This is a genomic window from Corynebacterium tardum (assembly GCF_046717785.1).
GTDB lineage: Bacteria > Actinomycetota > Actinomycetes > Mycobacteriales > Mycobacteriaceae > Corynebacterium.
On the sequence record NZ_CP177104.1, the window covers coordinates 1,354,065 to 1,379,684 of the forward strand.

General features: G+C 63.3%; 25 protein-coding genes and 1 tRNA gene. 18 read left to right on the plus strand and 8 right to left on the minus strand.

What is annotated here, in order from left to right:
- Positions 1-222 precede the first annotated feature (222 nt).
- The 3 genes from ACLI1P_RS06495 (at position 223) to ACLI1P_RS06505 (ending at position 5,169) form a co-directional block, all read left to right on the plus strand.
- Entirely contained in the window at positions 223-849 is a 627-nt protein-coding gene (locus ACLI1P_RS06495; protein WP_408930494.1) for a DUF6676 family protein, read from the plus strand.
- Between the two features lie 1,185 nt (positions 850-2,034).
- Positions 2,035-4,029 (plus strand): DIP1281 family NlpC/P60 protein, encoded by a 1,995-nt coding sequence (locus tag ACLI1P_RS06500; RefSeq protein ID WP_411709676.1) that lies wholly within the window; start codon positions 2,035-2,037, stop codon positions 4,027-4,029.
- Between the two features lie 36 nt (positions 4,030-4,065).
- On the plus strand, positions 4,066-5,169 hold the full coding sequence (locus tag ACLI1P_RS06505) for a ferrochelatase (RefSeq protein WP_408930496.1): 1,104 nt from the start codon (positions 4,066-4,068) through the stop codon (positions 5,167-5,169).
- 10 nt (positions 5,170-5,179) lie between these two features.
- Here ACLI1P_RS06505 and ACLI1P_RS06510 read toward each other — a convergent pair whose 3' ends face one another.
- Positions 5,180-5,962 carry a hypothetical protein gene (locus ACLI1P_RS06510; RefSeq protein ID WP_408930497.1) on the minus strand — a complete coding sequence of 261 codons (783 nt, stop codon included), beginning with the start codon at positions 5,960-5,962 and terminating at the stop codon, positions 5,180-5,182.
- A gap of 33 nt (positions 5,963-5,995) precedes the next feature.
- On the opposite strand from ACLI1P_RS06510, the gene ACLI1P_RS06515 reads away from it, so the two are divergent.
- Positions 5,996-6,841, plus strand: coding sequence for a DUF3097 domain-containing protein (locus tag ACLI1P_RS06515; RefSeq protein WP_408930498.1), 846 nt, complete (start codon positions 5,996-5,998; stop codon positions 6,839-6,841).
- Here the strand turns inward: ACLI1P_RS06515 and ACLI1P_RS06520 are convergent.
- Together ACLI1P_RS06520 and ACLI1P_RS06525 are read right to left on the minus strand one after the other, a co-directional pair.
- Positions 6,838-7,410, minus strand: a complete 573-nt coding sequence (locus ACLI1P_RS06520) for a MarR family transcriptional regulator (protein WP_408930499.1) — start codon at positions 7,408-7,410, stop codon at positions 6,838-6,840. The two genes, ACLI1P_RS06515 and ACLI1P_RS06520, sit on opposite strands and share 4 nt — an antisense overlap.
- Positions 7,411-7,448: 38 nt before the next feature.
- Positions 7,449-8,201 (minus strand): TVP38/TMEM64 family protein, encoded by a 753-nt coding sequence (locus ACLI1P_RS06525; RefSeq protein WP_408930500.1) that lies wholly within the window; start codon positions 8,199-8,201, stop codon positions 7,449-7,451.
- A 215-nt stretch (positions 8,202-8,416) separates the two neighbouring features.
- Here ACLI1P_RS06525 and ACLI1P_RS06530 point away from each other — a divergent pair, with 215 nt between their 5' ends.
- Positions 8,417-9,073, plus strand: a complete 657-nt coding sequence (locus ACLI1P_RS06530) for a DedA family protein (RefSeq protein ID WP_408930501.1) — start codon at positions 8,417-8,419, stop codon at positions 9,071-9,073.
- Here the strand turns inward: ACLI1P_RS06530 and ACLI1P_RS06535 are convergent.
- The gene (locus ACLI1P_RS06535) at positions 9,070-9,339 is read right to left on the minus strand and encodes a hypothetical protein (RefSeq protein WP_296131659.1); all 270 of its coding nucleotides are present in this window, start codon (positions 9,337-9,339) and stop codon (positions 9,070-9,072) included. The genes ACLI1P_RS06530 and ACLI1P_RS06535 overlap by 4 nt on opposite strands.
- Positions 9,340-9,504: 165 nt before the next feature.
- Positions 9,505-9,590, minus strand: a tRNA-Leu gene (locus ACLI1P_RS06540).
- Between the two features lie 207 nt (positions 9,591-9,797).
- On the opposite strand from ACLI1P_RS06540, the gene ACLI1P_RS06545 reads away from it, so the two are divergent.
- Complete coding sequence (locus tag ACLI1P_RS06545) at positions 9,798-10,382, plus strand: YbhB/YbcL family Raf kinase inhibitor-like protein (RefSeq protein WP_408930502.1); 585 nt, start codon at positions 9,798-9,800, stop codon at positions 10,380-10,382.
- Positions 10,379-10,786, plus strand: a complete 408-nt coding sequence (locus ACLI1P_RS06550) for a hypothetical protein (RefSeq protein ID WP_408930503.1) — start codon at positions 10,379-10,381, stop codon at positions 10,784-10,786. Before ACLI1P_RS06545 ends, ACLI1P_RS06550 begins: the two co-directional genes overlap by 4 nt.
- Here ACLI1P_RS06550 and ACLI1P_RS06555 read toward each other — a convergent pair.
- Together ACLI1P_RS06555 and ACLI1P_RS06560 are read right to left on the minus strand one after the other, a co-directional pair.
- Positions 10,783-11,895 (minus strand): quinone-dependent dihydroorotate dehydrogenase, encoded by a 1,113-nt coding sequence (locus tag ACLI1P_RS06555; RefSeq protein WP_408930504.1) that lies wholly within the window; start codon positions 11,893-11,895, stop codon positions 10,783-10,785. The two genes, ACLI1P_RS06550 and ACLI1P_RS06555, sit on opposite strands and share 4 nt — an antisense overlap.
- A gap of 20 nt (positions 11,896-11,915) precedes the next feature.
- Positions 11,916-12,899 (minus strand): hypothetical protein, encoded by a 984-nt coding sequence (locus ACLI1P_RS06560; protein ID WP_411709677.1) that lies wholly within the window; start codon positions 12,897-12,899, stop codon positions 11,916-11,918.
- Positions 12,900-13,040: 141 nt separating this feature from the next.
- On the opposite strand from ACLI1P_RS06560, the gene ACLI1P_RS06565 reads away from it, so the two are divergent.
- The 9 genes from ACLI1P_RS06565 (at position 13,041) to ACLI1P_RS06605 (ending at position 22,514) form a co-directional block, all read left to right on the plus strand.
- Positions 13,041-13,865 carry an undecaprenyl-diphosphate phosphatase gene (locus ACLI1P_RS06565; protein ID WP_408930968.1) on the plus strand — a complete coding sequence of 275 codons (825 nt, stop codon included), beginning with the start codon at positions 13,041-13,043 and terminating at the stop codon, positions 13,863-13,865.
- Between the two features lie 66 nt (positions 13,866-13,931).
- Positions 13,932-15,206, plus strand: a complete 1,275-nt coding sequence (mshC, locus tag ACLI1P_RS06570; RefSeq protein ID WP_408930506.1) for a cysteine--1-D-myo-inosityl 2-amino-2-deoxy-alpha-D-glucopyranoside ligase — start codon at positions 13,932-13,934, stop codon at positions 15,204-15,206.
- Positions 15,207-15,230: 24 nt separating this feature from the next.
- Positions 15,231-15,614: a hypothetical protein gene (locus ACLI1P_RS06575; RefSeq protein ID WP_296132406.1), complete on the plus strand. Its 384-nt coding sequence runs from the start codon at positions 15,231-15,233 to the stop codon at positions 15,612-15,614.
- Positions 15,615-16,316: an HAD family hydrolase gene (locus ACLI1P_RS06580; RefSeq protein ID WP_408930507.1), complete on the plus strand. Its 702-nt coding sequence runs from the start codon at positions 15,615-15,617 to the stop codon at positions 16,314-16,316.
- Positions 16,317-16,418: 102 nt separating this feature from the next.
- Positions 16,419-16,682, plus strand: a complete 264-nt coding sequence (locus ACLI1P_RS06585) for a phosphoribosyl-ATP diphosphatase (RefSeq protein WP_306507235.1) — start codon at positions 16,419-16,421, stop codon at positions 16,680-16,682.
- Positions 16,683-16,695: 13 nt separating this feature from the next.
- Positions 16,696-17,541, plus strand: coding sequence for an ATP phosphoribosyltransferase (hisG, locus tag ACLI1P_RS06590; RefSeq protein WP_408930508.1), 846 nt, complete (start codon positions 16,696-16,698; stop codon positions 17,539-17,541).
- 91 nt (positions 17,542-17,632) lie between these two features.
- Positions 17,633-19,156: an aspartate ammonia-lyase gene (gene aspA / locus ACLI1P_RS06595; RefSeq protein WP_296132395.1), complete on the plus strand. Its 1,524-nt coding sequence runs from the start codon at positions 17,633-17,635 to the stop codon at positions 19,154-19,156.
- Between the two features lie 335 nt (positions 19,157-19,491).
- Positions 19,492-20,799 carry an anaerobic C4-dicarboxylate transporter gene (locus ACLI1P_RS06600; protein WP_408930509.1) on the plus strand — a complete coding sequence of 436 codons (1,308 nt, stop codon included), beginning with the start codon at positions 19,492-19,494 and terminating at the stop codon, positions 20,797-20,799.
- A gap of 47 nt (positions 20,800-20,846) precedes the next feature.
- Positions 20,847-22,514 carry a formate--tetrahydrofolate ligase gene (locus ACLI1P_RS06605; protein WP_411708410.1) on the plus strand — a complete coding sequence of 556 codons (1,668 nt, stop codon included), beginning with the start codon at positions 20,847-20,849 and terminating at the stop codon, positions 22,512-22,514.
- A gap of 7 nt (positions 22,515-22,521) precedes the next feature.
- Here the strand turns inward: ACLI1P_RS06605 and ACLI1P_RS06610 are convergent, their stop codons facing one another.
- Positions 22,522-23,316, minus strand: coding sequence for a RecB family exonuclease (locus ACLI1P_RS06610; RefSeq protein ID WP_296132387.1), 795 nt, complete (start codon positions 23,314-23,316; stop codon positions 22,522-22,524).
- 79 nt (positions 23,317-23,395) lie between these two features.
- On the opposite strand from ACLI1P_RS06610, the gene ACLI1P_RS06615 reads away from it, so the two are divergent.
- Both ACLI1P_RS06615 and ACLI1P_RS06620 read left to right on the plus strand, forming a co-directional pair.
- Positions 23,396-24,682 (plus strand): M18 family aminopeptidase, encoded by a 1,287-nt coding sequence (locus ACLI1P_RS06615; protein ID WP_411708411.1) that lies wholly within the window; start codon positions 23,396-23,398, stop codon positions 24,680-24,682.
- 48 nt (positions 24,683-24,730) lie between these two features.
- The gene (locus ACLI1P_RS06620) at positions 24,731-25,567 is read left to right on the plus strand and encodes a tRNA (adenine-N1)-methyltransferase (RefSeq protein ID WP_411708412.1); all 837 of its coding nucleotides are present in this window, start codon (positions 24,731-24,733) and stop codon (positions 25,565-25,567) included.
- Positions 25,568-25,620 lie beyond the last annotated feature (53 nt).

Below are 25,620 nucleotides of genomic sequence, written 5' to 3' on the forward strand. Positions count from 1 at the left end.
CTCCATTCCTTACGTTTCGCTTTTCGGTTTGTTGAACACTTAGTCAAGGTTCAGTGAGCACATCATTATGGCGCGCAGGAGCGGCGCATATCGACGTTCTCAGAACGCGAAGGTTCCTCGACCATTGTAGAGGGAAGAACCCACGGTTGGTGCCACTATAACAGTACAAGCGTTCTGTTTCATCCATTTTGGGGGTACCGGCGAGTCCGCACACCTTCCGTCGTGCGCGCGGCCTACCCTCAAGACGACCAAAGGGGTGGACGCGGCTCCGGCACTATTGTCGCCGGCGCGGCTCAGTCCATCGTTGGCATGACTGTTGCCATAACTAAGGAGTGGACAATGATTCCGGCCGGACTGGATGTAGACGACATTGCTCAGCAACTAGAGGCTGACGGTGTGGCCTTCTCGAACCCGGAGCTGGCGCGTGACGACGCCCTCCAAGAGCCCATCGCGGAGGCACTCCATCCCAACCACGGCATCGCCGTGGTGGACGTCTATCCGGAGAAGATCCCCGACTTGCGCGACCTAGCGACAACACTTCAGGAGCAAACGGGGCTCGATACCGTAATCCTCCAGGCGCCGATGAAGGTCTCCGCCGTGAGCGATTCTTATGACCGCGCCAGCCTCGAGGCGGCCGAGGACTCCTTGCCGACGGGCCTTGATCAGGTCACTCTCCTCAATGAGTTCTACGGCACGGCGGACGGCTTCTCGGCGCCGTGGGTGCTCATTCTTATCGGCATGCTTATCCTTGCCGCCGCGGCCGGCTGGGCCGCGTACCGCCACGCCTGGCGCGGCGCAGATCCTGCTGACGAATCCACTGCCAAATCCGCTGTCGCCGCCACAGTCTGACGGCGACTAAGACTCGCGCGGAAGCGTCGGGGAGGGGAGTGGAGTCAACCCCTAAGGCTTTATTTTGGCACCGGGGGAGGGGTTTGAGGGAAGCGACGCCGCTCTTCGGCGGCCCCGGCACCGGGTCGGTGCGCGAGTCGCGGGAGGGTGACCCTAGGCGTCGACAGTTCACTCCCTTGAGGTGCTTTGGGGAGCGGTCCGGGCCACCTTGAGGAGCCTCCCTTGCGCCACTCGTCGGGCTCGTGTGGGCCCGCTTCGGGGAGTCCTCCCGGGACGCGAGGGGGCAGTGAGTGCACGGTGGGGACGGCCGGATAAGGCTTGCCGCGAAACGGGTCGGCGAGACGCTGTGGGGTGAAGCGCGGGTCGACCGGCAGGGGCTGGAGGAGGGTAGCGCACAATTCCCAAATGTGACCAAGGTTACAGTCACACCTTGGTAACGAAATTGTTGCAGGTTGGGGACACTTGTAAGGACCTGTGGCTGGACTTAACTCATGTGAAAGTTGGGGAAAGTGTGCGAGGCGGCGTGTCGGTGACGTATGGTTCACGTATCGACTCACGGGTTGACTATTGCTCCATACGTTCATGGGCCAAGCCTTGACTCTCAACTGAGACGACGCACGGGTATGTGGGGAAGCACGCCACGCGCGAACACGACAGTTGGGGTTCTCCGCCTGGCGGATGACCGCGCATCTAGGAGTCCCCGCCGTAGTCGGTATCAGTGTTATCAGTGTTCGACTTTTCACAAATTAAGCACCTACCTACCGAGTAGGAGAGGCTCGCACGCCCGCGCTCTTACAGAAGGGCGCGGTTCTGTCAGAGCTTTTCGGCCCTGTCGGTTCCCGGTTGGGTGCCAGCCTTAACGTAGGCGCGCACACGGTGTGTCCTACAGATTGAGAGCGCGGCGCCTGGCGAGGAGGAACGAGAACAGCGCCTGGAATATCTGTATGCGCTTCGCAGAACGCAGACTTCTTCATTCGCAGCCTTTTCCACTTGATTCTTCTGGGCTCGCCGCTAGGGAGACACCTGTATCTTTGCGTGTCTTCATGTCTCTATGTGACCTATACAGAATGAACCCCCATATCCGCGTCTCGCAGTCTTGAGCGTTTCCGCTTGCCGCCGGCAAGTATGCGCCAGGAGGGCGAAGCGTCTACGTCGTCATGGGTAGGTGCCGAGGAGATTACTCTCGTGGCCACCACTTCATCCTTTGGCTTTCGCCGCCTCAAAGCAGCTTGTGCTGCGATAGCGACGACTGCCATTCTGTCCACCGTTTCTTCATTGACCCCAGCAGTTGCGGCGGAACCAGAGCAGCTGGACATCGCGCAGCTGCTGTCTTCTGACAACCCGTCCATCGCCGACCTGGCCGGTGCCATTGCGCAGATCGAAGAACAGATCGCACAGGCAGAGGCCGCCATCGGCGCACAGCGCGAGACCGTCAACCGCGCGCTCGTTGACCTCAACGATGCGCGCACCGAGGCTGCCCAGGCGCGCCGCGGCACCACGACGGCCAAGGAGCAGCTCGATTCCGCACAGGATGACGTGGCGGCAGCGCAGTCCAAGCTCGATGAGGTTTCACGCTCGGCATACCGCCGCGCTAACACGTCGGACGCCGTGTCTAACGCGGCGGGCAGCGAGGCACGCTCCACCATGCTGGAGCGCCAAGCATTCCTCCGCGGCCAGTCCCAGAAGCAGCAGGACGTCCTGGACCAACTTGAGCGCGAGCGCACCGAGAAGGCCAACAAGGAGTCCCAGCTGCGCAAGACCCAGCAGTTGGCAGAGCAGCGAGAGACTCGTGCCTCCGAGGCAGAGGCTGCCGCGCGCGAACAGCTCGCTGACTCCGAGACCCAGATTCAGGAATCTGCCGGGAAGCGTGAGGATCTCCTATCCCAGCTGTCCAGCCTCCATAAGGCACTAAATCAAGCCAAGGGCGTTGACGATAATACTAAGTCAAGTCAAGACACTGGATCTAAGGTCAAGCCTGATAGCGAGACTACCCAACCCTCTCACTCCACCCCTGACACCAGCGCCGCTTCGTCGGCTCCCACGACCAAGCCCCAGCAGAGTGCTCCCGCGGATGCCCCTACCTCCGCGACGGCCAGCGGCGCGACCGCCGGCACCACTAGCACGGGCGCGACCGGCACCACCGATGCCGCCAGTGCCGAGTCGAGCGAGTCCGACGCCGCCGCAACCGACAATGCGGTCGACGGTGCCGTGGTGGGCCCGTCGGCAGAGGAGGCTCAGAACCGCACCCTGCAGGCGGAGGCCTCTCGGACTGCGTCGCAGCAGATCTCCCCGGAGGAGATGAAGGAACTGTCGAGTGCAGCGGACACGCTGTCCTCCGATCCCAACGTCCAGGAGCTGTCCTCTAAGGACGAGGACCGCAAGGAAGCCTCCGGCGGCAGCTCCATGGGTTCGAGCGACATCGACCCGGAGACCATTGCCCTCGGAATCGGTGTTGTCGGCAGCGTGGCCTCTATGGTCGCCGCCTCCCAGCCCGATCACTCCAACAGCCTCACACCAGAGGAAATCGACGCCTTGGCCCAGGGGTCCTCTAGGCTCTTCGCTCTGCAGGGCGACGGCACTGCGTCCGATAGCACCGACTCGGCATCGGATTCCGCATCCACGTCGACGACGTTGACAAGCACCAGCAACACCGCAGACGAAGATGAGCTGGCCTCCGACGTCTCCGGCGTACTGGAGGAGCTCGACACCACCGACTCTGTGACAGAGAAGGCTAGCGCCACGCTTGGCGACGCCTCCCGTCAATCCAAGATCGAAACCGTCATCTCCCGCGCTGAGTCCCAGATCGGCGTGCCCTACGCGTGGGGTGGCGGCGACGCGAACGGCCCGACCAAGGGCATTCGAGACGGCGGCGTGGCCGACTCCTACGGCGACTACAACAAGGTGGGCTTTGACTGCTCCGGCCTGGTGCTCTACGCCTTCGCGGGAGTGGGCATCTCCCTGCCGCACTACACCGGCTACCAGTACCAGAAGGGTACAAAGGTGTCGCCGAGCGAGATGGAGCGTGGTGACCTCATCTTCTACGGCCCGTCCGGTAATACGCACGTGGCGATCTATCTGGGTGATGGCCAGATGATCGAGGCCCCGCAGTCGGGCCAGACGGTCAGCATCTCGCCGGTGCGCCAGGGAGGCATGGCCCCCTACGCCGTGCGCCTGATTTAACCGGTTCGAACCGGTCGGATTGCTAGACTGGGCGGTATGACTGAAACACAGCGTACTGCTCTGGTTGAGCGCACTGACTCCCCATTCGACGCCCTCCTCGTTCTTTCTTTCGGTGGCCCGGAAGGTAACGAGGAGGTCGTTCCGTTTTTGGAGAACGTGACTCGCGGGCGCGGCATTCCGCGCGAGCGCCTCGAGGTTGTTGGAGAACACTACTTCCACTTCGGTGGCGTCAGCCCACTCAACCGTCTCAATCGAGAGATTATCGAGAACGTCGAGGGGGAACTGAAAACTCGCGGACATAATCTACCGGTCTACTTTGGCAACCGGAACTGGCATCCCTTCGGCACCGAGGTAGTGGAGCAGATGGCCGCGGATGGCATCCGCAACGTCGCCGTCTTCGCCACCTCTGCGTGGGGCGGCTACAGCGCCTGCCGCCAGTACGACGAGGACATCGTTGCCCTCCGCGCGCACCTGGAGGAGAAGGGCCTGCCGGAAATCACCTTCACCAAGCTGCGCCAGTTTTTCGACCACCCCAAGTTCATCGAGGAGATGGCGGCGGCCGTCAAGGACGCGTACGCCGAGATTCCGGAGGAGAAGCTGGAAACTACCCGCATGCTCTTCACTGCGCACTCTGTTCCCACGGCTCACGACGCGGTGGGCGGCGCCGAGGGCGACAAGCACATCTACTCGCGCCAGGTGGCCGAAGCATCCCGCCTGGTTGCCGAGGCAGCAGGCATCACGGAGTATGACCTCGTGTGGCAATCCCGCTCCGGTAGCCCGAGCACCCCGTGGCTGGAGCCGGACATTGTGGACCACACCACGCGGCTGCACAACGAAGAAGGCGTCGACGCTGTCGTGGTCTGCCCGATCGGTTTTATCTCCGATCACATGGAGGTCATCTGGGACCTTGATTCCGAGCTGCAGGACGCCGCCGACGAGATGGGGGTGCTCGTCCAGCGCACCCGCACGGCTGGACCTTCCCAGCGTTTCGCCTCACTGGTCGTGGATCTCATCGACGAGCTGGAGGCTGGCTCAGAAATCGCCTCGTTGGGCTCCGTCACAGTGCAGGGCTGTACCGTCAATGGCCAGCCGTGCGCGGAAGGCTGCTGCGACATCTGGTCGCTGAAGAAGTCCCACTAGAGGCGTCCTCTTAGCGGGAGAAGTCACTGAGCGCATAGGCCACGCCGGCCATGCGCGCCTGGCGAATGTGCCGCCACAAGCGCAGCAGCTGCGGATCGAAGCTGTGGTCGTTGATGCGATCCGTCACCGTTTCGATGATTGCGGCAACGCGGTCAGCTCGGGCAAAAAGCTTCGCGGAGCGTCCGGGCACGGCTGCGGGTAGCCCCGGGGTGTCATAGAAATCGCTCAACGTGCCCACGGTCAGTCGCGGGTTGGGAAGGGCGTCGCTGTGCTCGCCGCTGGCTTCAATGAGTGCCGCCGACTCGTTCGTCGCCTGGCTCAGGAGAGCATCGGCCTCGCCCGGGCTCAGCCACGCCGGTTGGGGCAGCGGCTCCGTCTCCTCAATGACATCCCATTGCGTCAGCGCGGCGGCGTCATCGTAGGTGGGGATGAGAACAAGGTGGCGGTCGCGATCGTTGGTGCGCACCACGATGGCGCCGGCCGGGTTCTCGGTAGCTGCGCGTGCCGACGCGGACCCGGCGGGCAGGGCCGGGGCCTCGCCGGGCCCGGACAAAATGAGGCGCATCGCCGGTTCGCGCTCACCGCGCTCCACGATTCCAGCCGTTTCCCGCCGGATGAGTGCGAGGACATCGGTGAAAGGCGCGCCGCTGTACGGCCCTGCTCCCACGTGCTCGCCGCCGAGCTCCGTCAGCGCGTCCAGGAGATCATCGGTGGACTCGTGCCCCCAGAGCCACGCCCCACACCACACGGCAATGTTTTGAACTGGTGACCAGACCTCGGCGCGCATATCCATGGCAGGACAGTGTAGACGATAAGGTAGACCGCTATGAATAACACCCACGACCCGTACGGCGGCGACATCTTCGCCGGCCACTCCCGCACCAGAAAGCCTTCCTACCCAGCGGTGCCCGCAGAGCCTGGCATGGTGGTCGAGGTCCGCGGCGATGACTTCGTTGGGGCAGTGCTCGGTGTAGACAAGACGGCCTGGGGGCCGGTTGTCCGCTTGGAGGACCGCCACGGTGTCCAGCGCGTGTTCAAGCTGATTAAGGGCGGCTTCCTCGTGGAAGGACAGCCAGTGACTCTGACCCGCTACGTGGAAAAGCACGCGCCGCGGAAATCCAATTCCGGTTCGCGCCGCGTGGAGAATGTTGAGGCTAAGGTCGCCGCACCCTCGCGCATCTGGGTCGAGGGTATCCACGACGCGGCCATCGTGGAGAAGGTGTGGGGTCACGACCTTCGCGTCGAAGGTGTGGTCGTCGAATACCTCGAAGGCTTGGACAACTTAGAGGAACGCTTGGCGGAGTTCCAGCCCGGACCCGGACGACGCGTCGGCGTGCTGGCGGATCACCTGGTGGAAGGCTCCAAAGAAACGCGCCTAACGCAGACAGTGGGCGAGCACGTTTTGGTCACGGGCCACCCTTTCATCGATATTTGGGCCGCGGTTAAGCCCGAGCGTTTGGGGCTTCGGGCCTGGCCGGAGGTGCCGTATGGCGAAGACTGGAAGACCGGCATCTGCCGGCGTGTGGGCTGGTCCGATCCGAAGGAAGGCTGGAGCAGGGTCTACAACGCGGTCTCTTCCTTCCGCGACTTGGATTCCACGCTGATCGGCGCAGTGGAGCGTCTCGTGGACTTCGTCACGACGCCCGAACTCACTAAGGCCGATTTGCTCTAGTCCTTATTGGACCTCTCAATGAGGTTAACCGCCAGCTGGCAGCCCGCGGTTTCCGCGGCCCAGCCGGCAGCTTGTAGGCGCTGGGACATTGCCTGCTTGGAGATACCCAGCTCCTCCGCGGCCTCGTTCTGATTCAGCCCGCCGCGCACGAGCGATGTAGCCTCGCGGCCTTCCATCGTGCGCTTGGAAAGGACAAAGCCCAACAGGGCGAAAGCGGCGGCGATGTCGTTGGCCTCTGCGGCGCGGCCGCGCCGGTCCACCTTGGCATAGACGTGGCCGGCCCGCGCGGACTTCTTCACCGCGGCCGTGGCGACCGCGCGGGTGTGCTTCTCGCGGGCAGTATCGCCCGGGATGATGCCGATGCCGATGGCCCAGTCGCCGTCGGCAAGCAATGCCATCGCCACGTCGCACACCGCGGACGCCGAGTACGCCACGGCGCAGATGTCTTCGACGCCGAGGACCTCGAATTCGCCGATCCCCTCCAACGTGGACAGGGCAGCGGCGGATCGCTGGACCAATTCGGCGCGACGCACCGAGCGGCCGCGATAGCGAGCATGAACGGCGAGCACTGTGGAGGGCTCCTTTCTAGGCGAAACTAGAGGCTAGTCTACCCCTTGCGCTTGACCGAGCCGGGTAAGGGGCTGGGGTCGGGCAGATGCGTGTCGAGGATGAGTCCCGCCACTCCCAGCACCGCGGCAACGAGAAACGCCACCACGGTCAACGGATCCGGGCGTCCGGAGAGTGTATCCCCAAGGAACACGCCGATGGCCGTGGTGGGGATGGAGCCCAGCAGTGTGGCGACGGCAAACTGTCCCACCGGGATGGGGGTCAACGCCGCGACATAGTTTAGTAAGGAAAACGGAACTCCCGCGACCATGCGCAGTGATGCCACGGCCAACCACCCGCGCCGCTCGAGGCGCGCGTTGATAGGAAGCACCGCCGGGTGGGACAGGTGGGGTCGGATCCAGTCACCGAGCAACCACCGAACAATAAGCAACGAGAGCGTGGCCGAGACCGTCAGCGCCACCAAAGAGATGCCGAGTCCCAGCCAGGGACCGAACAAGAGCCCCGCGGCTAACGTCCACACCGTGCGGGGGAAGGGGAATTGCGTGAAGAAGACGTAGGCGGCCGCGAAGGCCACAATAAACCACGGGCCCAAGTGCCGCGACCAGGCGCGCAGCGCTGCGACATCGGGGATACCCACCACCATAACGAGGGCAACGAGGCCGGCACCCGCGGCGAGTACTAGCGCCCAGCGCCACCATGGCCAGGCAGCAACGCTGTGCCACGCCGACCGGGCGAGCGACGTAAGGAAGTCACCCGCGGTGCGCGCCCAACGCTTAAGCCTTTGCGAATCCATAGAGTTCTAAGCCTAGACCCTCGCCCTCGTTGGATAGAACGGGGCGTGCCGCACACTGTGGCTTAACTGTGGGGTTGGCGAAAAGTACCTAGCAACGCCGCTCGCGATGCATGGAATTGGAAGTGGGAGGAGGATACTAAGCGGAGACCAATCTGGCGCCTCGATCTACCTCGATCTTCAACGCGCCGATTCTTACACCGAATATGGAGTACTCCATGGACTTTATCCATAACCTGACATCCTACATGGACGCCGCGACCCTGCTCGAGGCCTTCGGCCCATGGGTTATCGCCGGCATCGCACTCGTGGTCTTCATCGAGTCCGGTGTCCTGTTCCCCTTCCTCCCCGGCGATTCCCTTCTGGTCACCGCAGCCATCCTCCGCGACGAGCTACACGTGTCCATTTGGCTCCTGCTTATCGTGGGCATGGCTGCCGCAATTGCCGGCGACCAAGTGGGCTATTGGCTGGGGCACCGCTTCGGGCGTGGCCTATTCAAAGAGGACGCGCGGATTCTTAAGCTGGAGTACCTGCATTCCGCCGAGGATTTCTTCCACAAGCACGGCCCACTCGCGCTGGTGCTGGGCCGCTTTGTTCCGATTGTGCGCACCTACATCCCCGTGGCGGCCGGAACGGCGGGCATGCCCTATAAGCACTTTGTGGGCTGGAACATCGGCGGCGCCGTGGCGTGGGTGCTCTCCATGAACTTGATCGGTGTCTTCTTGGGCCATATCCCCGGTATTGCGGATTCGATTGAGAAGATCATGCTGCTCATCATCGTCATTTCCGTGGCACCGATCGCCATCAAGGCCCTGCATAGCTATTTCACCGACAAGAAGAAGTCCGCGGCGGTAGAGAGTTCCCCGCGGGTTTAGAGATTGACGTAACGGGCGTATTCGCCACGCAGACGCGCGTGGGTGACGTAGATGGGCTCGTTATCCACGGCAGTCTTAAACTCCGCAGTCAGCCCCGCCATGACCGCCTCACGCGCCTGGGCGTGGCTGGTGTGGAAGCTCATCACCTCGCCGTCGACCACGGCCTCCCCACGGCGCTTGACTACTACGTACTCGGATCCTTCCGGAGCCTCAATGAGCTTTCGCTGTGCGGTAAACGGGTCGAGGTACGTAAAGGTAGCGTTCATTCGGTACTCCTTATTTTACGAGGTCACTGCTAGGGGGCAGGCCTCAAAGGTGGGGTAGTTGTTGTCGTAGCATCCCACTGTACCGTGCAACGGCGCTGTGCAGTGTGAGGCGAAAACGAGAAAAACTCGAGACACCGTAGATATGATGTCTCGAGATTTGGTTTGTGCCCGAGGGGGGACTTGAACCCCCACGTCCGTTAATAGGACACTAGCACCTCAAGCTAGCGCGTCTGCCATTCCGCCACCCGGGCTAGGGTGTTTGTTCAGCCTCTCGGCTGGGCACTCGAATACTGTATCCCGATCGGGGTGCAGTACACAAATCCCCATGTGAAGGGATATTTTAGGCTGAAATTGTGGCACTAAAACACAACGGTGGAAGTTGCCTCCCGTTGCGGCTGCCGGAGACCCACTGACTGATTCTTCCCCGAGCAAAAGTTCCGTCCGGTACAAAGGAAAGCATGACCAATAACGATGCGACCAACAACTCGGCAACACCCCAGACTCCTGCGAGCTACGCCACCGATTCTTGCTTCCCCGGCCCAGACCCGTATGCACCGCTGGGCGAGGTACCGGCCTTTAACGTGACCTCCCAGGACATCGCGGAGGGGGAAGAGATTGCAGAGCGTTTCCGCGCCCCGGAGAACGTCTCCCCGCAGCTGTCCTGGAGCGACGTGCCGGAGGGCACCAAGTCCTTTGCGGTGACGTGCTTTGATCCGGATGCCCCGACGGGCTCTGGTTTCTGGCACTGGGCGGCCTTCAACATCCCCGCTGATGTTCGTGAGCTGCCTACCGGCGCAGGTTCCTCCGAGGACCTGGGCCACCCCGGGGTAGTGAGCCTGCGCGGTGACTCCGGCCAGCGGACCTACTACGGCGCACAGCCGCCCGCCGGGCACGCGCCGCACCGTTACCTGTACGCGGTGCACGCTGTGGACGTGGAGAAGCTCGACATCGATCCGGAGTCCACCCCCACGGTGCTGGGCTTCAATCTGTTCTTCCACACGCTCGGCCGCGCGGTGACCTGGGGATGGTACGAGGAGAAGTGAAACCCCTCCCGTTGAACAAGCACCCAGACGGCGCAGGAGGCGAGAAGGGGTCCGACCCTATAGTTCTTCGGGCCGCGGGCGCACTCGCTTTCCTTGCAGCCATCCTGGCACTGCTAGGGCTGGTTTCCATCTTCAGCGATGGCCTTGACGCACCCTTCGAGTGGACTTGGCGGCGGGTAGCGCTCATCGCCGCGGCGATTCTGGTGGGCGCGTTCAGTGCCCAGCACCGCGAACAGCGCGGCAGCCTTGGACAGATTGCCCCGCTAATCCTCGCGCTAGTCTTCATCATCGCTAGCCGCGTCCTGCCGGACGCCGTCCTGGCCACGATGGGGCAGAACCTACTGTTTGTCTTCGCCGTCATAGCGGCGCTGTGTGCGGCGCTCATCCGCCGCGCAGTGCGCTAGTCGCGCCAGGGGAGACCGGAGCCGACCGCCTCAGAGATCGAGCGCAGCCCGTGGGCACGTATCTGCTGGGCAATCCCTCGGTGGATATCCCGGATCCAATCCGGGCCGCCATAAATCAACCCGGTGTAGCCCTGCAGCAGAGAGGCGCCGGCGGTGATGCGTTCCCATGCCTGTTCCGGGGTCGTGATGCCGCCGACGGCGACGAGCACCAGCTTATCGCCCACGCGGGCGTGCAGGCGCTGGAGCACCTCCAGCGAGCGGTCCGCCAGCGGCAGGCCCGAGATGCCGCCGGCGCCCATCGCCGCCACCTCGTCGGCAGGGGTCTTCAGCCCTTCACGGGAGATCGTGGTGTTGGTCGCCACGATGCCGGCGAGACCGACCTCGACGGCCATGTCTGCCACGGCATCGACGTCCTCATCAGACAGATCCGGCGCGATCTTGACCAGGACGGGCGAGGAGGTCGAGTCCACCACGGCCCCCATAATCGGGCGCAGGGATTCGACCGCCTGCAGGTCGCGCAAGCCCGGAGTATTGGGCGAGGAGACGTTGACCACCACGAAGTCGGCGAGGTCTCCCAGCACCGATGCGCACTGGCGGTAGTCATCGACGGCCTTGTCTGCCGGGGTGACCTTGTTCTTGCCAATGTTGATGCCCACCACGTCGCGGTAGCGGCGCTCGCGCAGGTTCCGTGCGGCTACCAAAGCGCCCTCGTTGTTGAAGCCCATACGGTTGAGGATCGCCTTGTCCGCCGGCAAGCGGAACAGGCGCGGTGCGGGGTTGCCCGGCTGCGCCTTCGGGGTAATGGTGCCGAGCTCGGCATAGCCGAAGCCGATGGCCGCCCACGCGTCGGCAGCCGCGGCGTTCTTGTCAAAGCCGGCGGCCAAGCCCAGCGGACGCGGGAAGCGCACACCGAACAGCTCTTGTTCCAGCACTGGATCCGTCACGGGGAGTACTTTGCCCAGCGCGCGGTTGGCGGGCCCGGCTGCCTGCAGAACCGCTAGGCCGCGGTTGATGATGCCGTGGATGCGCTCCGGGCTGAGCTGAAACATCCCCTTGAGCGCCACCTGGTAGGCGGCATGGCGAGCGCGGTCAATTGCGGAGTAGTGCATGGAAAGTCCTTCGTGAGCTGTTAGTTCTTGAGAGAGGGATCGGAGATGAACTGCAGGCCATCGCCGGTGGCAGAGGCGGCGACCACGGTGCCGTTCTCCAGCACAGCCACGTTCTGCGCATCCGCCACGGTGCTGAGGCTCCCGGCCGCCTCCGGCACACCGTCCGCCACCTTAAAGGCCTGCAGGAGGTTGTTGTCCGTGGTCGTGACCCACGCCAGGGAACGCCCGGAGTCCCACGCCGTAGCCCACGGCGTGCCGTCGGTATTGCCGTATTGGTGCAGCCGGATGACGTCGCTGGCGGTGTAGATGGCCACACGCTTGCCCACGGTGTCAGCGGCAACAACCACCGCACCCTCACCGCCGGAGATCTGGCCCACGCCCTGGCCCACGCGCAGGCGCCCGCCCGCGCGGTGCTTCTCCCAGTCCAGGGACTGGATGGTGGAGTCGTCCCGCAGCACGCGCACCACGCCATCCGCGCCGTCGGTGTTCGGCACCGCGATGAGCTGATCCGAACCGGCCTCAACCTTGATGGTCTTGTCGCGCTCGCCGTCCTTGTAGAGGCCGATCTTGTTCGAGTCCTTCGATCCGACGAATACCTCGCCCGAGGACGTTTGCGCGGCCACGGTGATGGGGGCCTCCTCTTCCACGGCCAGTTCTGTGGGGGCGGAAGGATTCTGCGGGTCGATGAGCAGGACCTTGTCGCCACAGGCCAGGACGAAGTGAGATGTGGAGGCAGTCAGGTCGCCGCAGCTCTCATCGACGTCTACGCGCTCGGCCTTGTCCGCAGAAAAGTCCTGCGCGCTGCCCACAGTGAGGGAGTCCGCGGTGCGCACCGCGAGGGCGTCGCCCAGCGCAGCCATGTCGGAGACCGCGTCGAAGTCCACGACGTCACCGGCCGGATCCTTCGCCCCTGGGGAGGCCGCCGGCTCCGCGTGTCCATACACCGCCGAGTTGGGATCGGCTCCAATTCCCACCGTGGAATTGCACGCAGTGAGCGCACTCACGCTCGCAACAAGGACAGAAGTAAGCAGGACTCGACGCATTTTCACGGTTCCTCATCCTAGCAGTCAGCGTGGTGAAGTCCGGTACCCGCTGGATCCGGTAGTAGGCTCGCCCGAGTGAATACAACAGCTGCTACTGACGCAATGACATGGCTGCAGGTCATCGTCTTGTCCCTCGTCCAAGGCCTCACGGAATTTTTACCGGTGAGCTCTTCGGGCCACTTGAGCATCGTCTCCCGGCTTTTCTGGGGACAGGACGCCGGCGCCTCCTTTACTGCGGTGATTCAGCTCGGCACGGAGCTGGCCGTCATCGTCTACTTCGCCGGCATGATCTGGCAGATCCTCAAGGGCTGGTTCGTTGGCTTGGTGCACAAGGATCAGCGCGGCCAGGATTACCGCATGGGCTGGATGGTCATTGTTGGCTCCATCCCCATTGGTGTACTGGGGGTGCTGGGCAAGGACCTGATTCGCGATAACCTCCGCAACCTGTGGATCACCGCCTCCATGCTTATTCTCTTTTCCTTCGTGTTCATCCTGGCAGAGCGGATTGGCAAGAAGTCCCGCGGCTTTGACGAGCTCACCATGCGGGATGCCATCGTCATGGGCCTGTGCCAGTGCCTGGCGCTGATCCCGGGCGTTTCCCGCTCCGGCGGCACCATCTCTGGCGGCCTGTTCCTGGGCCTCGACCGCGAGGTGGCCACGCGCTTTAGCTTCCTCTTGGCCATTCCGGCAGTGATTGCCTCCGGACTGTTCTCGCTGGGCGACGCCTTCGGCCCCACCGTGGGCCAGTCCGCTACCGGCGCTCAGTTGCTCGTGGGCACGTTCATCGCCTTCGTTGTGGGTTATGCCTCCATTGCCTGGTTGCTGAAGTTCGTGGGCAACCATTCCTTCGAGTGGTTCGCGGCCTACCGCATCCCGGTGGGAATCATCGTCATGATTCTGCTCGCGCTGGGTGTTCTCGTTCCCTAGACTCCGGAAATGCCCTGAAATGCCCAGTAGTGCCCAGTGGCGGGCGGGCGCGTTAGGATTGTGGGCATGCATTCATGGCCCACACCGAACGTCGATACCGTCCCCGGCACTCCGCAACCTCTCCGCCTGTATGACTCGGCTGATGCCGCAGTCAAGCCGATGGAGGTCTCTGGCGATACCGCCACCATGTACGTCTGCGGCATCACGCCCTATGACTCCACCCACTTGGGCCACGCCGCGACGTATCTGACCTTTGACCTGATCTACCGCCAGCTGCTGGATAACGGGTACAAGGTCCACTACGCGCAGAACATCACGGATGTTGATGACCCGCTGTTCGAGCGCGCTGAGCGCGATGGCGTGGACTGGCGCGAGCTCGGTACCTCCCAGATCGACCTGTTCCGCTCCGACATGGAGCTGCTCTCCGTCTTCCCGCCGCAACACTACGTGGGCGCGATGGAGGCGATCGATGAGGTCGTTGAGATGGTGCAGAAGCTTCTCGACGCTGGCGCGGCTTACGTCGTCGACGACGCCGAGTGCCCGGACGTCTACGCGTCCATCGACGCCACGCAGCACTTCGGCTACGAATCCAACTACTCGCGCGAGCAGATGGAGACTTTCTTTGCTGAGCGCGGTGGCGACCCCGACCGTCCCGGCAAGCGCGATCCCCTCGATGCGCTGATCTGGCGCGCACACCGCGAGGGCGAGCCGGCGTGGGAGTCTCCCTTCGGGCCTGGCCGCCCCGGCTGGCACATCGAGTGCTCCGCTATCGCCACGAACCGCCTGGGATCCACCTTCGATATTCAGGGCGGCGGCTCCGATTTGAAGTTCCCGCACCACGAGTTCTCCGCAGCCCACGCTGAGGCCGCACTCACCGTGGAGCGCATGGCGCGTCACTACGTGCACACCGGCATGATTGGCTTGGACGGCACCAAGATGTCGAAGTCCCTGGGCAACCTGGTCTTCGTGCACAAATTGGTCGACGCCGGGGTGGACCCCTCCGCTATTCGCGTAGGCGTATACGCCGGGCACTACCGCGGTGACCGCGATTGGTCCGACGAGGTGCTCGCCACTGCGCAGGAGCGCCTGGAGCGCTGGCGTGCGGCCGCCGAGACGCCGGGGTCCCTCGAGACCGTCCAGGACACCGTACAGCAGGTGCGCGCCGCGCTTGCCGACGATCTAGATACGCCCCGCGTACTGCAGGTTCTCGACGACTGGGCAGCTCGCGCCACCAGCGCTGCCAGTGCAGAAGGCGAGTCCGCACCGGATGTAGCGGAGCACGATGAAGCTCAGAAGCTGCTGCGCCAGGCAGTTAATTCTCTGCTGGGCGTGCGCCTGTAAGGATCTTGAGGCATTATCTAGCTCATGAGCATTCGCGCAGAGTTCCAGCCCACCGTTGACGAATTCATGTCCAACTTGCAGTCCTTCGCTACCGGGGACTACCTCAAGGAAGAGGAGAAGGAGTTCTGGGAGGCGCCGTTTGACGCTTCCGTACTCCCGGAGCTCAAGAAGGTTCTGGAAGACCTGCTGGACAAGCTGGATAGCCTCCCGGATGACCCGGAGGGCACCATCCTCAGCGCCGCGGTCAAGCCCTCCGTGGACAAGCTGGCCGCCTTTAACCGTAAGAACGCCGATGCCATCCTGGAGCCGGAGGAGAAGGAGGAGCTGACGGAGCTTATCCACTCCGCTGCTGCCTCTACCGGCGCGGATGACGAGGCCCTAGCACAGCTACCGGAGCTCGATTTCTAATTGTCTTCTCTCACTTCCCGCCCGTCCGCGATCCTCTGGGATATGGACGGGACCCTCACCAATTCCGAACCCCTGTGGGCGGAGGCCACGTTTTATCTCTCTGAGAATCTCGGCCGCCGGCTTACCCCGACGGAGCGCCTCGCCACCGTGGGTGCCACCTTCGAGCGCACCCTGCAGATCTGCGCCGACAAGGCCGGCGTGCAGCTGCAGCCGGGTGATACCGAGCGCTACCGCACACTCATGTTTGACTACGTCAAGTCGCTCTTTGCGGACCATTTGGAGATCTTCCCCGGCATCCCGGAGCTTTTGGGAGAGCTGAAGGCGCAGGGTATGCCGATGATGGTGACCACCAATACGGAGCGCTACGTGGCTGATTCCGCCATTGCTGCGCTGGGGCGCGATTACTTCGTGGACACGATCTGCGGCGACGAGGTGCCCCAAGGCAAGCCAGCCCCCGATATGTACGCCGAGGCCGCCCGGCGCTTGGGTGTTCCGGCCCACGAGTGCCTGGTCTTTGAGGACTCTGCAGCGGGCATGCGCGCGGCTGTGGACGCCGGCTGCACCGTCATCGGCTTGCCCGAGGACGATCGCGTCGCCGTTCCCCCGGAGGTCACCGAGATCTCGAGCCTGCGAGATACCCGTCACCTAGCTGGCGCCACCGCGGCTGACGTCTACGCCTGGTTCGATTCTCTCCGGTCTTAACTCTCTGCGCCGTCCGCGCTGTTTCTCCAGCCGTCGTCGCTGCAGCAGAGAATTTCTGCAGGACGGCTGAATTCTATGCACCCGTGTGGAAGAATTGCGCGTGTGAAGAATTTTGACAGCTTGTTTGCGGAATTGTCCCACAAGATTGCCCAGCGCCCGGAGGGCTCGGGCACGGTGGAGGCCTACGACAAGGGCGTGCACCACCTAGGCAAGAAGATCGTCGAGGAGGCCGGCGAGGTATGGATCGCCGCCGAGTACCAGTCCGATGAGGAGCTCGCGGAAGAGATGTCCCAGCTGCTCTACTGGCTGCAGGTCATGGCGCACAAGCGCGGCCTGACGCTGGATGATATCTACCGCTACCTCTAAGAAAGCAACGCTCATGATTAAGATCGCTGTTCCCAACAAGGGCTCCCTGTCCGAATCCGCCCTCGAGATTCTCAAGGAGGCAGGCTACAAGGGCCGCGGCCACAACAAGTCCCTCAATGTCGTCGACGCGGACAACGGCGTGGAGTTCTTCTTCCTGCGACCCAAAGACATCGCCATCTACGTCGCCCAGGGCGTGCTAGACCTCGGCATCACGGGACGCGACCTAGCGCTGGATTCGCGCGCACAATTCAATGAGGTGCTGGACCTCGGCTTCGGCTCCTCCACGTTCCGCTACGCGGCGCCGGCGGGGGAGCAGTGGAGTGTATCTCAACTACAGGGAAAGCGCATTGCCACCTCGTACCCCAACGTGGTGCGCCGACACTTGGCAGACAACGGAATCGAGGCGGAAGTCATCCGCTTGGACGGTGCCGTGGAGATCTCCATCCACTTAGGCGTTGCCGATGTCATTGCGGACGTTGTCTCCACCGGTGCGACGCTGCGCCAGCAGGGACTGGAGCCCTTCGGCGAACCAATCGTGTCCTCCGAGGCCGTGGTGATCAAGCGGGCTGGGGAGGAGCTTAATGCCGAGGAAGAAGTGGTGCTCAGCCGTATCAAAGGCATCCTCAACGCACGCCACTACGTGATGTTGGACTACAACGTGGCCAAGGCTCAGCTGTCCGCTGTGGAGGCCGTTACCCCCGGTTTGACGGGGCCGACGATTTCTCCGCTCGCCCGCGAAGGATGGGTGGCTGTGCGGGTCATGGTGCCCCGTAAGCAGGCAAATCAGGTGATGGATGACCTCTCGGCGCTTGGCGCCGAGGCCATCTTGGCCTCCGATCTCCGGATTGCCCGATTTTAGGGGCAGATTCCAAACATTTTATTCGTCATGGTGATTACGATGGACCGTGAACACCATCGTTCTTCGATTTATATGCAAGGAGTCAGCCATCATGGCAAAGTCCACTAAGAAGGATGCACAGGCCGAGGTCAAGGAGGCCAAGGCAGAGGTTGAGGAGAAGGCCACCACCAAGACCTCGAAGTCCACGAGCAACAAGAAGACTCGTACCGAGACTGACCTTCTCGGCTCCATGGAGGTCCCGAATAACGCGTACTACGGCGTCCACACGCTGCGCGCTATCGAAAACTTCCAGATCTCTTACGTCACCATCAACACCATCCCGGACTTCATCCGCGGCATGGTGCAGGTGAAGAAGGCCACCGCCATGGCCAACCGCCGTCTTCATGTTCTGCCGAAGAAGAAGGCAGAGGCCATCATCTGGGCGTGCGACCAGATCCTGGAAGAAGGCCGCTGCATGGACCAGTTCCCGCTGGATGTCTTCCAGGGCGGCGCTGGTACGTCCCTCAACATGAACACCAACGAGGTCGTGGCCAACCTGGCTCTTGAGCACCTGGGTGAGGAGAAGGGCTCCTACGACATCATCAACCCGAACGATGACGTCAACATGTCCCAGTCCACCAACGATGCGTACCCGACGGGCTTCCGCCTGGGCGTCTACTACGCCATGGAGGACCTCATCGACCGCATCGATGCTCTGCAGGCCGCCTTCCAGGCCAAGGGCAACGACTTCTACGACATCCTGAAGATGGGCCGCACCCAGCTGCAGGACGCAGTCCCGATGACTCTCGGCGACGAGTTCAAGGCCTTCGCTCACAACCTGGCTGAGGAGCAGGCGGTTCTGCGCAGCGCTCAGCAGCGCCTGCTGGAGATCAACCTCGGCGCAACCGCTATCGGTACCGGCGTGAACACCCCGGCTGGCTACCGCCACCAGGTCACCGCGGCACTCTCTGAGGTCACCGGTCTGGAGATCAAGACCGCCCGCGACCTTATCGAGGCAACCTCCGACTGTGGTGCCTACGTGCTGCTGCACTCCACCATCAAGCGCGCCGCGATGAAGCTGGCCAAGATCTGTAACGACCTGCGCCTGCTGTCCTCCGGCCCGCGCGCCGGCCTGGCAGAGATCAACCTGCCGCCGCGTCAGGCTGGTTCCTCCATCATGCCGGGTAAGGTCAACCCGGTTATCCCGGAGGTTGTCAACCAGGTCTGCTTCAAGGTCTTCGGCAACGACCACGTGGTCACCATGGCTGCTGAGGCCGGCCAGCTGCAGCTCAACGTCATGGAGCCGGTCATCGGTGAGGCACTGTTCCAGTCCATCCGCATCATGGGCAACGCCGTGGACACCCTGCGCGAGAAGTGCGTGGAGGGCATCACCGCCAACGCAGACGTCTGCCGCGCCTACGTGGAGAACTCCATCGGTATCGTCACCTACCTGAACCCGTTCATCGGTCACCACAATGGCGACCTGATTGCCAAGGAGTCCCTGAAGACTGGCAAGGGCGTGAAGGAACTGGTCCTGGAGAAGGGCCTGCTGGATGAGGAGACCCTCAACAAGGTTCTCTCCGTCGAGAACCTCATGCACCCGGAGTTCCGCGGCCAGCTCTACATCGACGAATAAGCCGCACAGGTCTCCGCCACTTGTTCCGGTAGATACCGGTAGTTGCCGGTAGATACTCGCAACAACCGATGCCCGCGCACGCCTTCCCTCAGGCGGCGCGGGCGTCGGTCCGTTTTGGGAGGACCCCGTGCAGATGATGCGGGGAGGGAGCAGAAGGGGTTAGTCTGCGGACCCGCAAGAGTGTGGAAACAGACACAATCGGGCAAAAATACTCGCTCCGTCAACACCAATGAGGCAGAATAAAAACAGTCAGCCGTCGCGCAACGGCCACGCCATGACCGCCGCGCGCTTCACCACTCGCACTGCAGTTCACCTGCGGATATTGGAGTCTCACAATGGTTGTTGTGCATATCCTCATCGTCCTTGCGGCGATTTACCTCGGCGCCCGAATCGGTTCGATCGGCATCGGCATGGCCGGCGGCCTCGGCGTCTTGCTGTTGGGTCTTACCGGCGTGCCGGTCACGCGTGAAGACATCCCGTTCGACGTTATCGGCATCATCATGACGGTCATTGCCGCCATCGCTGCGATGCAGCGCGCCGGCGGCATGGATTACTTGGTCTACATCGCGGAGAGGTTCCTCCGCAAGAACCCGAAGCGCATTACCTTCTACGCGCCAATCGTCACGTGGCTCATGACGGTGCTGGCTGGTACCGGCCACACGGCGTTCTCCACGCTGCCCGTCATCGTCGAGGTGGCGAAGGAAGGTAAGGTTCGCCCGTCCCGCCCGCTGTCCATCTCCGTGGTCGCCTCCCAGATGGCCATCTGTGCCTCGCCGATTTCGGCGGCCGTCGTCCTGCTAGCCTCGCTCCTGGAGCCGCAAGGCGTGGGCTACCTGCAGATTCTCGCAGTCCTCATCCCGGCTACGTTCCTTTCCATCTTCCCGGCCGCGTGGGTTGCCAACCGCTCCGGCAAGGAGCTGGAGGATGACCCGGTGTACCAGGAGCGCATGGCCCAGGGCCTGGTCAAGCAGCCCCAGGGTTCTACCAACTACTCCCCGGTACAGGGCGCCAAGACCTCGGTTCTGATCTTCCTGGTGGCCATCATCATCGTCATGCTGTGGGCCACCTTGACCTCCGAGCAGGTCGGCCTCATCAGTGATCCGACGCTGCCGCGTAACGAGGCCATTATGACGGTCATGCTTACCGCCGCCACGCTCATCGTCATGGTGACCAAGGTCCCGGCTGGTGACGTGCTCAATACGCCGGTGTTCAAGTCCGGTATGTCTGCCTGCATCTGCGTGCTCGGCGTCGCCTGGCTGGGCACCACGCTGATCAACCACTACATGGAGGACATCAAGTCCATCTCCGGTTCGGTCATTGAGTCCGCTCCGTGGCTGCTGGCCGTGGTTCTCTTCTTCGCCGCTGCTCTGCTGTACTCGCAAGCCGCTACCACCAAGGCCCTCATGCCGGCAGCCCTGGCCCTGGGCGTTAACCCGCTCACCGCCGTTGCCGCCTTCCCGGCCGTCTCCGCGCTGTTTATTCTGCCGACGTACCCGACGCTGCTGGCGGCAGTGGAGATGGATGACACCGGTAGCACGCGCATTGGTAAGGCCGTGTTCAACCACCCGTTCATCATCCCCGGCGTGGTCAGCATCGCGCTGTCTATTGCCCTGTGCTACGTCTTCGGCGCAGTCTTTATTTAATAGCTCTAAGCAGCATAAACCGGCGCGCAGCGCGGTAGTCTGAAGGTATGAGTACGCAACCTTCAGACGTCGCCATTGCCCAGGCTCACCAGCTCGAGCCCATCACCGATATTGCCGCTCGCGCCGGTATTCCGGATAGCGCCCTGATCCCCTACGGGCGCACCAAGGCCAAAGTGGACATCACCCAGCTGGGGGAGCAGGAGCAACGGGGCTCACTGGTGCTGGTCACCGGCGTGTCGCCTACACCTGCAGGCGAGGGAAAGTCCACAGTTCTGATCGGCTTGACCGACGCCTTGGCAGCATTGGGAAAGAAGGCCATCGTGGCTCTGCGAGAGCCATCGCAGGGCCCGGTGATGGGCATCAAGGGCGGCGCCGCGGGCGGCGGCTACTCCCAGGTAGTGCCGATGGAAGACATTAACCTCCACTTCACCGGGGATTTTCACGCCATTGCCGCGGCCACTAATACGCTTGCCGCCATCATTGACAACCACATCCACCAGGGCAACGCCCTGGGCATCGATCCGCGGCGCGTGACCTGGCAGCGCTGTGTTGACGTCAACGACCGCGCGCTGCGCCATGTCGTCACCGGACTCGGTGGACCCGCCCACGGCGTGCCGGGGGAGACCGGCTTTACCATTACGGCGGCCTCAGAAATCATGGCCATTCTAGGCCTCGCCACGGACCTGGCGGACTTGAAGAAGCGCCTCGGGGACATCACCATTGGCTACACCTTCGACCAGCAGCCGGTCACCGCACGCGAGCTCAACGCCGAGGGTGCACTGACCGCACTGATGCGGGACGCCCTTAACCCCAACCTCGTACAGACATTGGCCGGCATGCTGGCCTTTGTCCACGGCGGTCCCTTTGCCAACATCGCGCACGGCTGCAACACGCTGCTGGCTACGCAGACCGCCCTGCGTTTCGGGGATATCGTCCTCACGGAGGCCGGCTTCGGTGCGGACCTGGGCGGGGAAAAGTTCATGGATATCAAGGCTCGCTTCGGCGATCTGGATGTCGCCGGTGCGGTGGTCGTGGCCACGATTCGCTCGCAGAAGTACAACGGCGGTCAGCCGCGTGACGAGCTCACCACGGAGAACCTCGACGCGCTGAAGAAGGGCGTGGTGAACCTGGAGCGTCACGTGGACAACCTCCGAAAGTTCGGCCTGGCTCCCATCGTCGCCCTGAACCTCTTTGGCAGCGATACCGAGGCAGAACGCGAGTACATGCGCCAGTGGGCGAAGGACTTCGGCGTTCCACTGGAAGAAGCGGACGTTTGGTCCAAGGGCGGCGAAGGAGCAACCGACCTGGCGAAGCTAGTGCTGGAGAACCTCTCCGCGGGAACCGCGACGCAACTCTACGACCCCACCAAGGGAATTGAGGCCTCCATCGAGACCATCGCCACCCAGATCTACCGCGCTGAGCGGGTGGAGTATTCGGCGAAGGCGCTGAAAGACCTGGCCTATATCAAGGACAATGGCTGGGATTCGCTCCCCGTGGTGATCTCCAAGACGCAGTACTCTTTCTCCGATGATGCCAGCGCGTTGGGGGCACCAGAGGGCCACGTGCTGCACGTGCGCGAGCTGCAGCCGCGCACGGGTGCGGGCTTCATCGTGGCACTGACCGGAAACGTCATGACCATGCCGGGGCTTCCCAAGAAACCGGCGGCCAACAACATCGACGTCGCCGGCGACGGCACCATAACCGGCCTGTTCTAGGCAGGGCCTATTCCGGCCAGCCTGGGTACTCCGGCGGCGTGCCGCCGAAGGCCGGGCACAAGTCCTGGAAGGAGCACCAGCCGCACAGCTTCGAGGTCTTCGGACGGAAGTCGCCTGCCTTGCCGTCGCCTTCAATCTTGGCCCACAGCTCGCCCAGATCCCGCTCGAAGTATTCGAGTTCCTCCGGGCCGGGGGTGAGGAACATGGAGTCGAGCACCTTGAGGTACATCAGTCGCAGCTGCTGGGGGATGGTGCCCATCAGCCGCCAGTAGACCAACGCGTAGAAACGCATCTGAAACTGCGCGGCCTGGGAGTAGCGGGGCAGCGGCTTCTTGCCGGTCTTATAGTCCACCACGCGCACCTCACCGGTCGGAGCCACGTCGACGCGGTCGATGAAACCGCGTACGGGCACGCCGTTGGGCAGCACGGTGTCGACGTACATCTCGCACTCGTGGGCATCGAAGCCCTGTGGGTTCTCCATCTGGAAGTAGCCCTTGATGAGCTCGCGTGCCTCAACAAAGAAGTCCAGCTCCTCCGCCTCCGGCACCAGCTCCCGCAGATCGGGGGAGGACTCAACCATGGTGGCCCACTCCGGCTTGATCATCTTGACCGCAACTGGGTAGTCGCGCTCTTCGCGGGGCAGCTTGTGCATGTTTTCCAGCACCGCGTGCACCAGCGTTCCCTTGACCTGAGCCTTCGTCTTGGGCTCGGGCAGCTTATCGATTGCTCGGAAGCGGTAGAGCAGGGGGCACTGCTTGTAGTCGGAGGCGCGGGACGGGGAGAGGGCGAGTCTTTTCGGCATAACGCTCCTCAGCCTAGCGCACAGCACGTTCTGCACTGGGTCCACACCGAAGCGCGTCATTCGTGGCAAGCTAGAAGCCATGAGTACAGCCACGAGTACAGCCCTGAATACGTCGGAAGAATTTCTCGACTTCATTGCCGCCAGCCCATCCTCTTACCACGCCGCGGAGGAGGTGGCCTGCCAGCTGGAAGCTGTCGGCTTTAGCCGCCAGGACGAAGACGAAGAGTGGTCGGCCGAGCCGGGCGGTCACGTCATGGTGCGCGGCGGCGCCGTCATGGCCTGGTACGTGCCGGAGGGCGCGGGTCCGGACTCGGGCTTCCGCATCATCGGTTCGCACACCGACTCGCCGGGTCTGGCGCTCAAGCCCACCCCGGACTTCGACTCGGCTGGTTGGCAGCAGGTGGCCGTGGAGGTCTACGGCGGTGTGCTCCTGCACAGCTGGTTCGACCGCGAGCTCACCGTGGCCGGTCAGGTCGTGACCACGGACGGCACGCGCCACTTGGTCAACACCGGCCCGCTACTGCGCCTGCCCTCGTTGGCCATCCACCTGTACCGCAAGGACGAGTTCAAGCCGGACCGCCAGCGCCACATGCAGCCGGTGCTCTCCGTGGGCACGCCGGATGCTTCCGTGCTGGGCGTTGTGGCCGACAATCTCGGCCTCGCGCGCGAGGATATCGCCTCCTTCAATCTCATTACCGCTGATGCTCAGCGGGGAGAGGTCTTCGGCGCCGAGGAGAAGTTCATTGCCGCCGGGCGCATGGACAACCTGTCCTCGGTGCATGCGTCGCTGCGGGCGATGATCGGGGCGGCGTCGCCAAGCACCGCGTCAGACCACAAGGACATCCTGGTCATGGCCGCTTTCGACCACGAGGAAGTGGGGTCTGCCTCGCGCTACGGTGCCGCCGGTCCGATCCTGGGGGACGTGCTCACGCGCACCGCCCGCGCCCTGGGTGCTAACGAGGAGCAACGCTTCCAGATGTTCGCGCGGTCGAGCTGCGTGTCCGCCGATGCGGCCCACTCCGTCCACCCGAACTTCCCGGACAAGCACGATCCAACCCACCACCCGATCATCGGGCGCGGCCCGGTGACCAAGATCAACGGCAACCAGCGCTACGCCTCCGACGCCACCACCGTGGCCCTGTGGGAGGGCGCCTGCCAGCGCGCGGGCGTTCCTGTCCAGCGCTTTGTGGGAAACAACGACGTGCCGTGCGGATCTACCATCGGCCCCATCTCCGCCACGCGCCTGGGCATTCCGACCGTGGACGTGGGAGTGCCCATGCTTTCCATGCACTCGGCCCGGGAGATGGTGGGCGAGCGCGACCAACTATGGCTGGGCCAGGCTCTTGAGGCATACTTGGTGGGTTAACCCATAACTTTGACCCTGACCCTGATTTTGTGAAAGGCCCTTTTCGCTATGGCTTATTCTGGCCCCTTCAGCTACGGCGACCGCGTGCAGCTCACCGATGCTAAGCGCCGTCACTACACCATCGTCCTTGAGGAAGGCGGCCAGTTCCACTCGCACAAGGGCATCATCAACCACGATGACATCGTGGGGCTCGACGAAGGCTCCGTCATCGACTCCACCCTGGGCAGTTCCTTCCTGCTCTTCCGCCACCTCATGGTGGACCACGTGCTCTCCATGCCGCGTGGCGCCGCCGTCATCTACCCCAAGGATTCAGCACAGATCCTGGTCGAAGGCGATATCTTCATGGGCGCCCGCGTGCTGGAAGCAGGTGCCGGCTCGGGCGCACTCTCCATGACGCTGCTGCGCGCCGTGGGGCCCGAAGGCCACGTCTTTTCCTACGAGGTCCGCGACGATCACCTGGAATACGCCGTGGACAACGTCCGCGAATACTTCGGTGAGCAGCCGGAGTGGTGGTCCCCGCGCCTGGGAGATCTGGCAGACGTCACCGTCGAGGACCTGGGCGGGCCCGTAGACCGCGTCATCCTGGACATGCTGGAGCCCTGGGAGCACCTAGAGAAGGTGCGCGACATCCTCATCCCGGGTGGCGTGTTCATGACCTACGTGGCCACCGTGCCGCAGCTGATGAAGGTCATGGAAGGCATCCGCGAGCTCAAGTGCTTCACCGAGCCGAGGGCCTGGGAGTCCCTGGTGCGCGAGTGGAAGGTGGAAGGCCTGGCCACGCGCCCGGAGCACCGCATGAATGCCCACACCGCGTTCCTCATTTGGACGCGCCGGTTGGCCGACGGCGTCACCCCGCCCCGCCCGCAGCGCCGCGCGCGCAAGTAGGGGAGAATTACCGCCCCACCACACAGCAGTAGGCCTACGCTCGACGCGCTAGT

Coding starts and splice junctions, on each gene's coding strand:
- ACLI1P_RS06620 (WP_411708412.1), top strand. CDS start 24,731: ATGGCTTATTCTGGCCCCTTCAGCTACGGCGACCGCGTGCAGCTCACC.
- mshC (WP_408930506.1), top strand. CDS start 13,932: ATGCATTCATGGCCCACACCGAACGTCGATACCGTCCCCGGCACTCCG.
- ACLI1P_RS06575 (WP_296132406.1), top strand. CDS start 15,231: ATGAGCATTCGCGCAGAGTTCCAGCCCACCGTTGACGAATTCATGTCC.
- ACLI1P_RS06505 (WP_408930496.1), top strand. CDS start 4,066: ATGACTGAAACACAGCGTACTGCTCTGGTTGAGCGCACTGACTCCCCA.
- ACLI1P_RS06530 (WP_408930501.1), top strand. CDS start 8,417: ATGGACTTTATCCATAACCTGACATCCTACATGGACGCCGCGACCCTG.
- ACLI1P_RS06555 (WP_408930504.1), bottom strand. CDS start 11,895: ATGCACTACTCCGCAATTGACCGCGCTCGCCATGCCGCCTACCAGGTG.
- ACLI1P_RS06565 (WP_408930968.1), top strand. CDS start 13,041: ATGACATGGCTGCAGGTCATCGTCTTGTCCCTCGTCCAAGGCCTCACG.
- ACLI1P_RS06525 (WP_408930500.1), bottom strand. CDS start 8,201: ATGGATTCGCAAAGGCTTAAGCGTTGGGCGCGCACCGCGGGTGACTTC.
- ACLI1P_RS06600 (WP_408930509.1), top strand. CDS start 19,492: ATGGTTGTTGTGCATATCCTCATCGTCCTTGCGGCGATTTACCTCGGC.
- ACLI1P_RS06535 (WP_296131659.1), bottom strand. CDS start 9,339: ATGAACGCTACCTTTACGTACCTCGACCCGTTTACCGCACAGCGAAAG.
- ACLI1P_RS06510 (WP_408930497.1), bottom strand. CDS start 5,962: ATGGATATGCGCGCCGAGGTCTGGTCACCAGTTCAAAACATTGCCGTG.
- ACLI1P_RS06605 (WP_411708410.1), top strand. CDS start 20,847: ATGAGTACGCAACCTTCAGACGTCGCCATTGCCCAGGCTCACCAGCTC.
- aspA (WP_296132395.1), top strand. CDS start 17,633: ATGGCAAAGTCCACTAAGAAGGATGCACAGGCCGAGGTCAAGGAGGCC.
- ACLI1P_RS06615 (WP_411708411.1), top strand. CDS start 23,396: ATGAGTACAGCCACGAGTACAGCCCTGAATACGTCGGAAGAATTTCTC.
- ACLI1P_RS06610 (WP_296132387.1), bottom strand. CDS start 23,316: ATGCCGAAAAGACTCGCCCTCTCCCCGTCCCGCGCCTCCGACTACAAG.
- ACLI1P_RS06545 (WP_408930502.1), top strand. CDS start 9,798: ATGACCAATAACGATGCGACCAACAACTCGGCAACACCCCAGACTCCT.
- hisG (WP_408930508.1), top strand. CDS start 16,696: ATGATTAAGATCGCTGTTCCCAACAAGGGCTCCCTGTCCGAATCCGCC.
- ACLI1P_RS06515 (WP_408930498.1), top strand. CDS start 5,996: ATGAATAACACCCACGACCCGTACGGCGGCGACATCTTCGCCGGCCAC.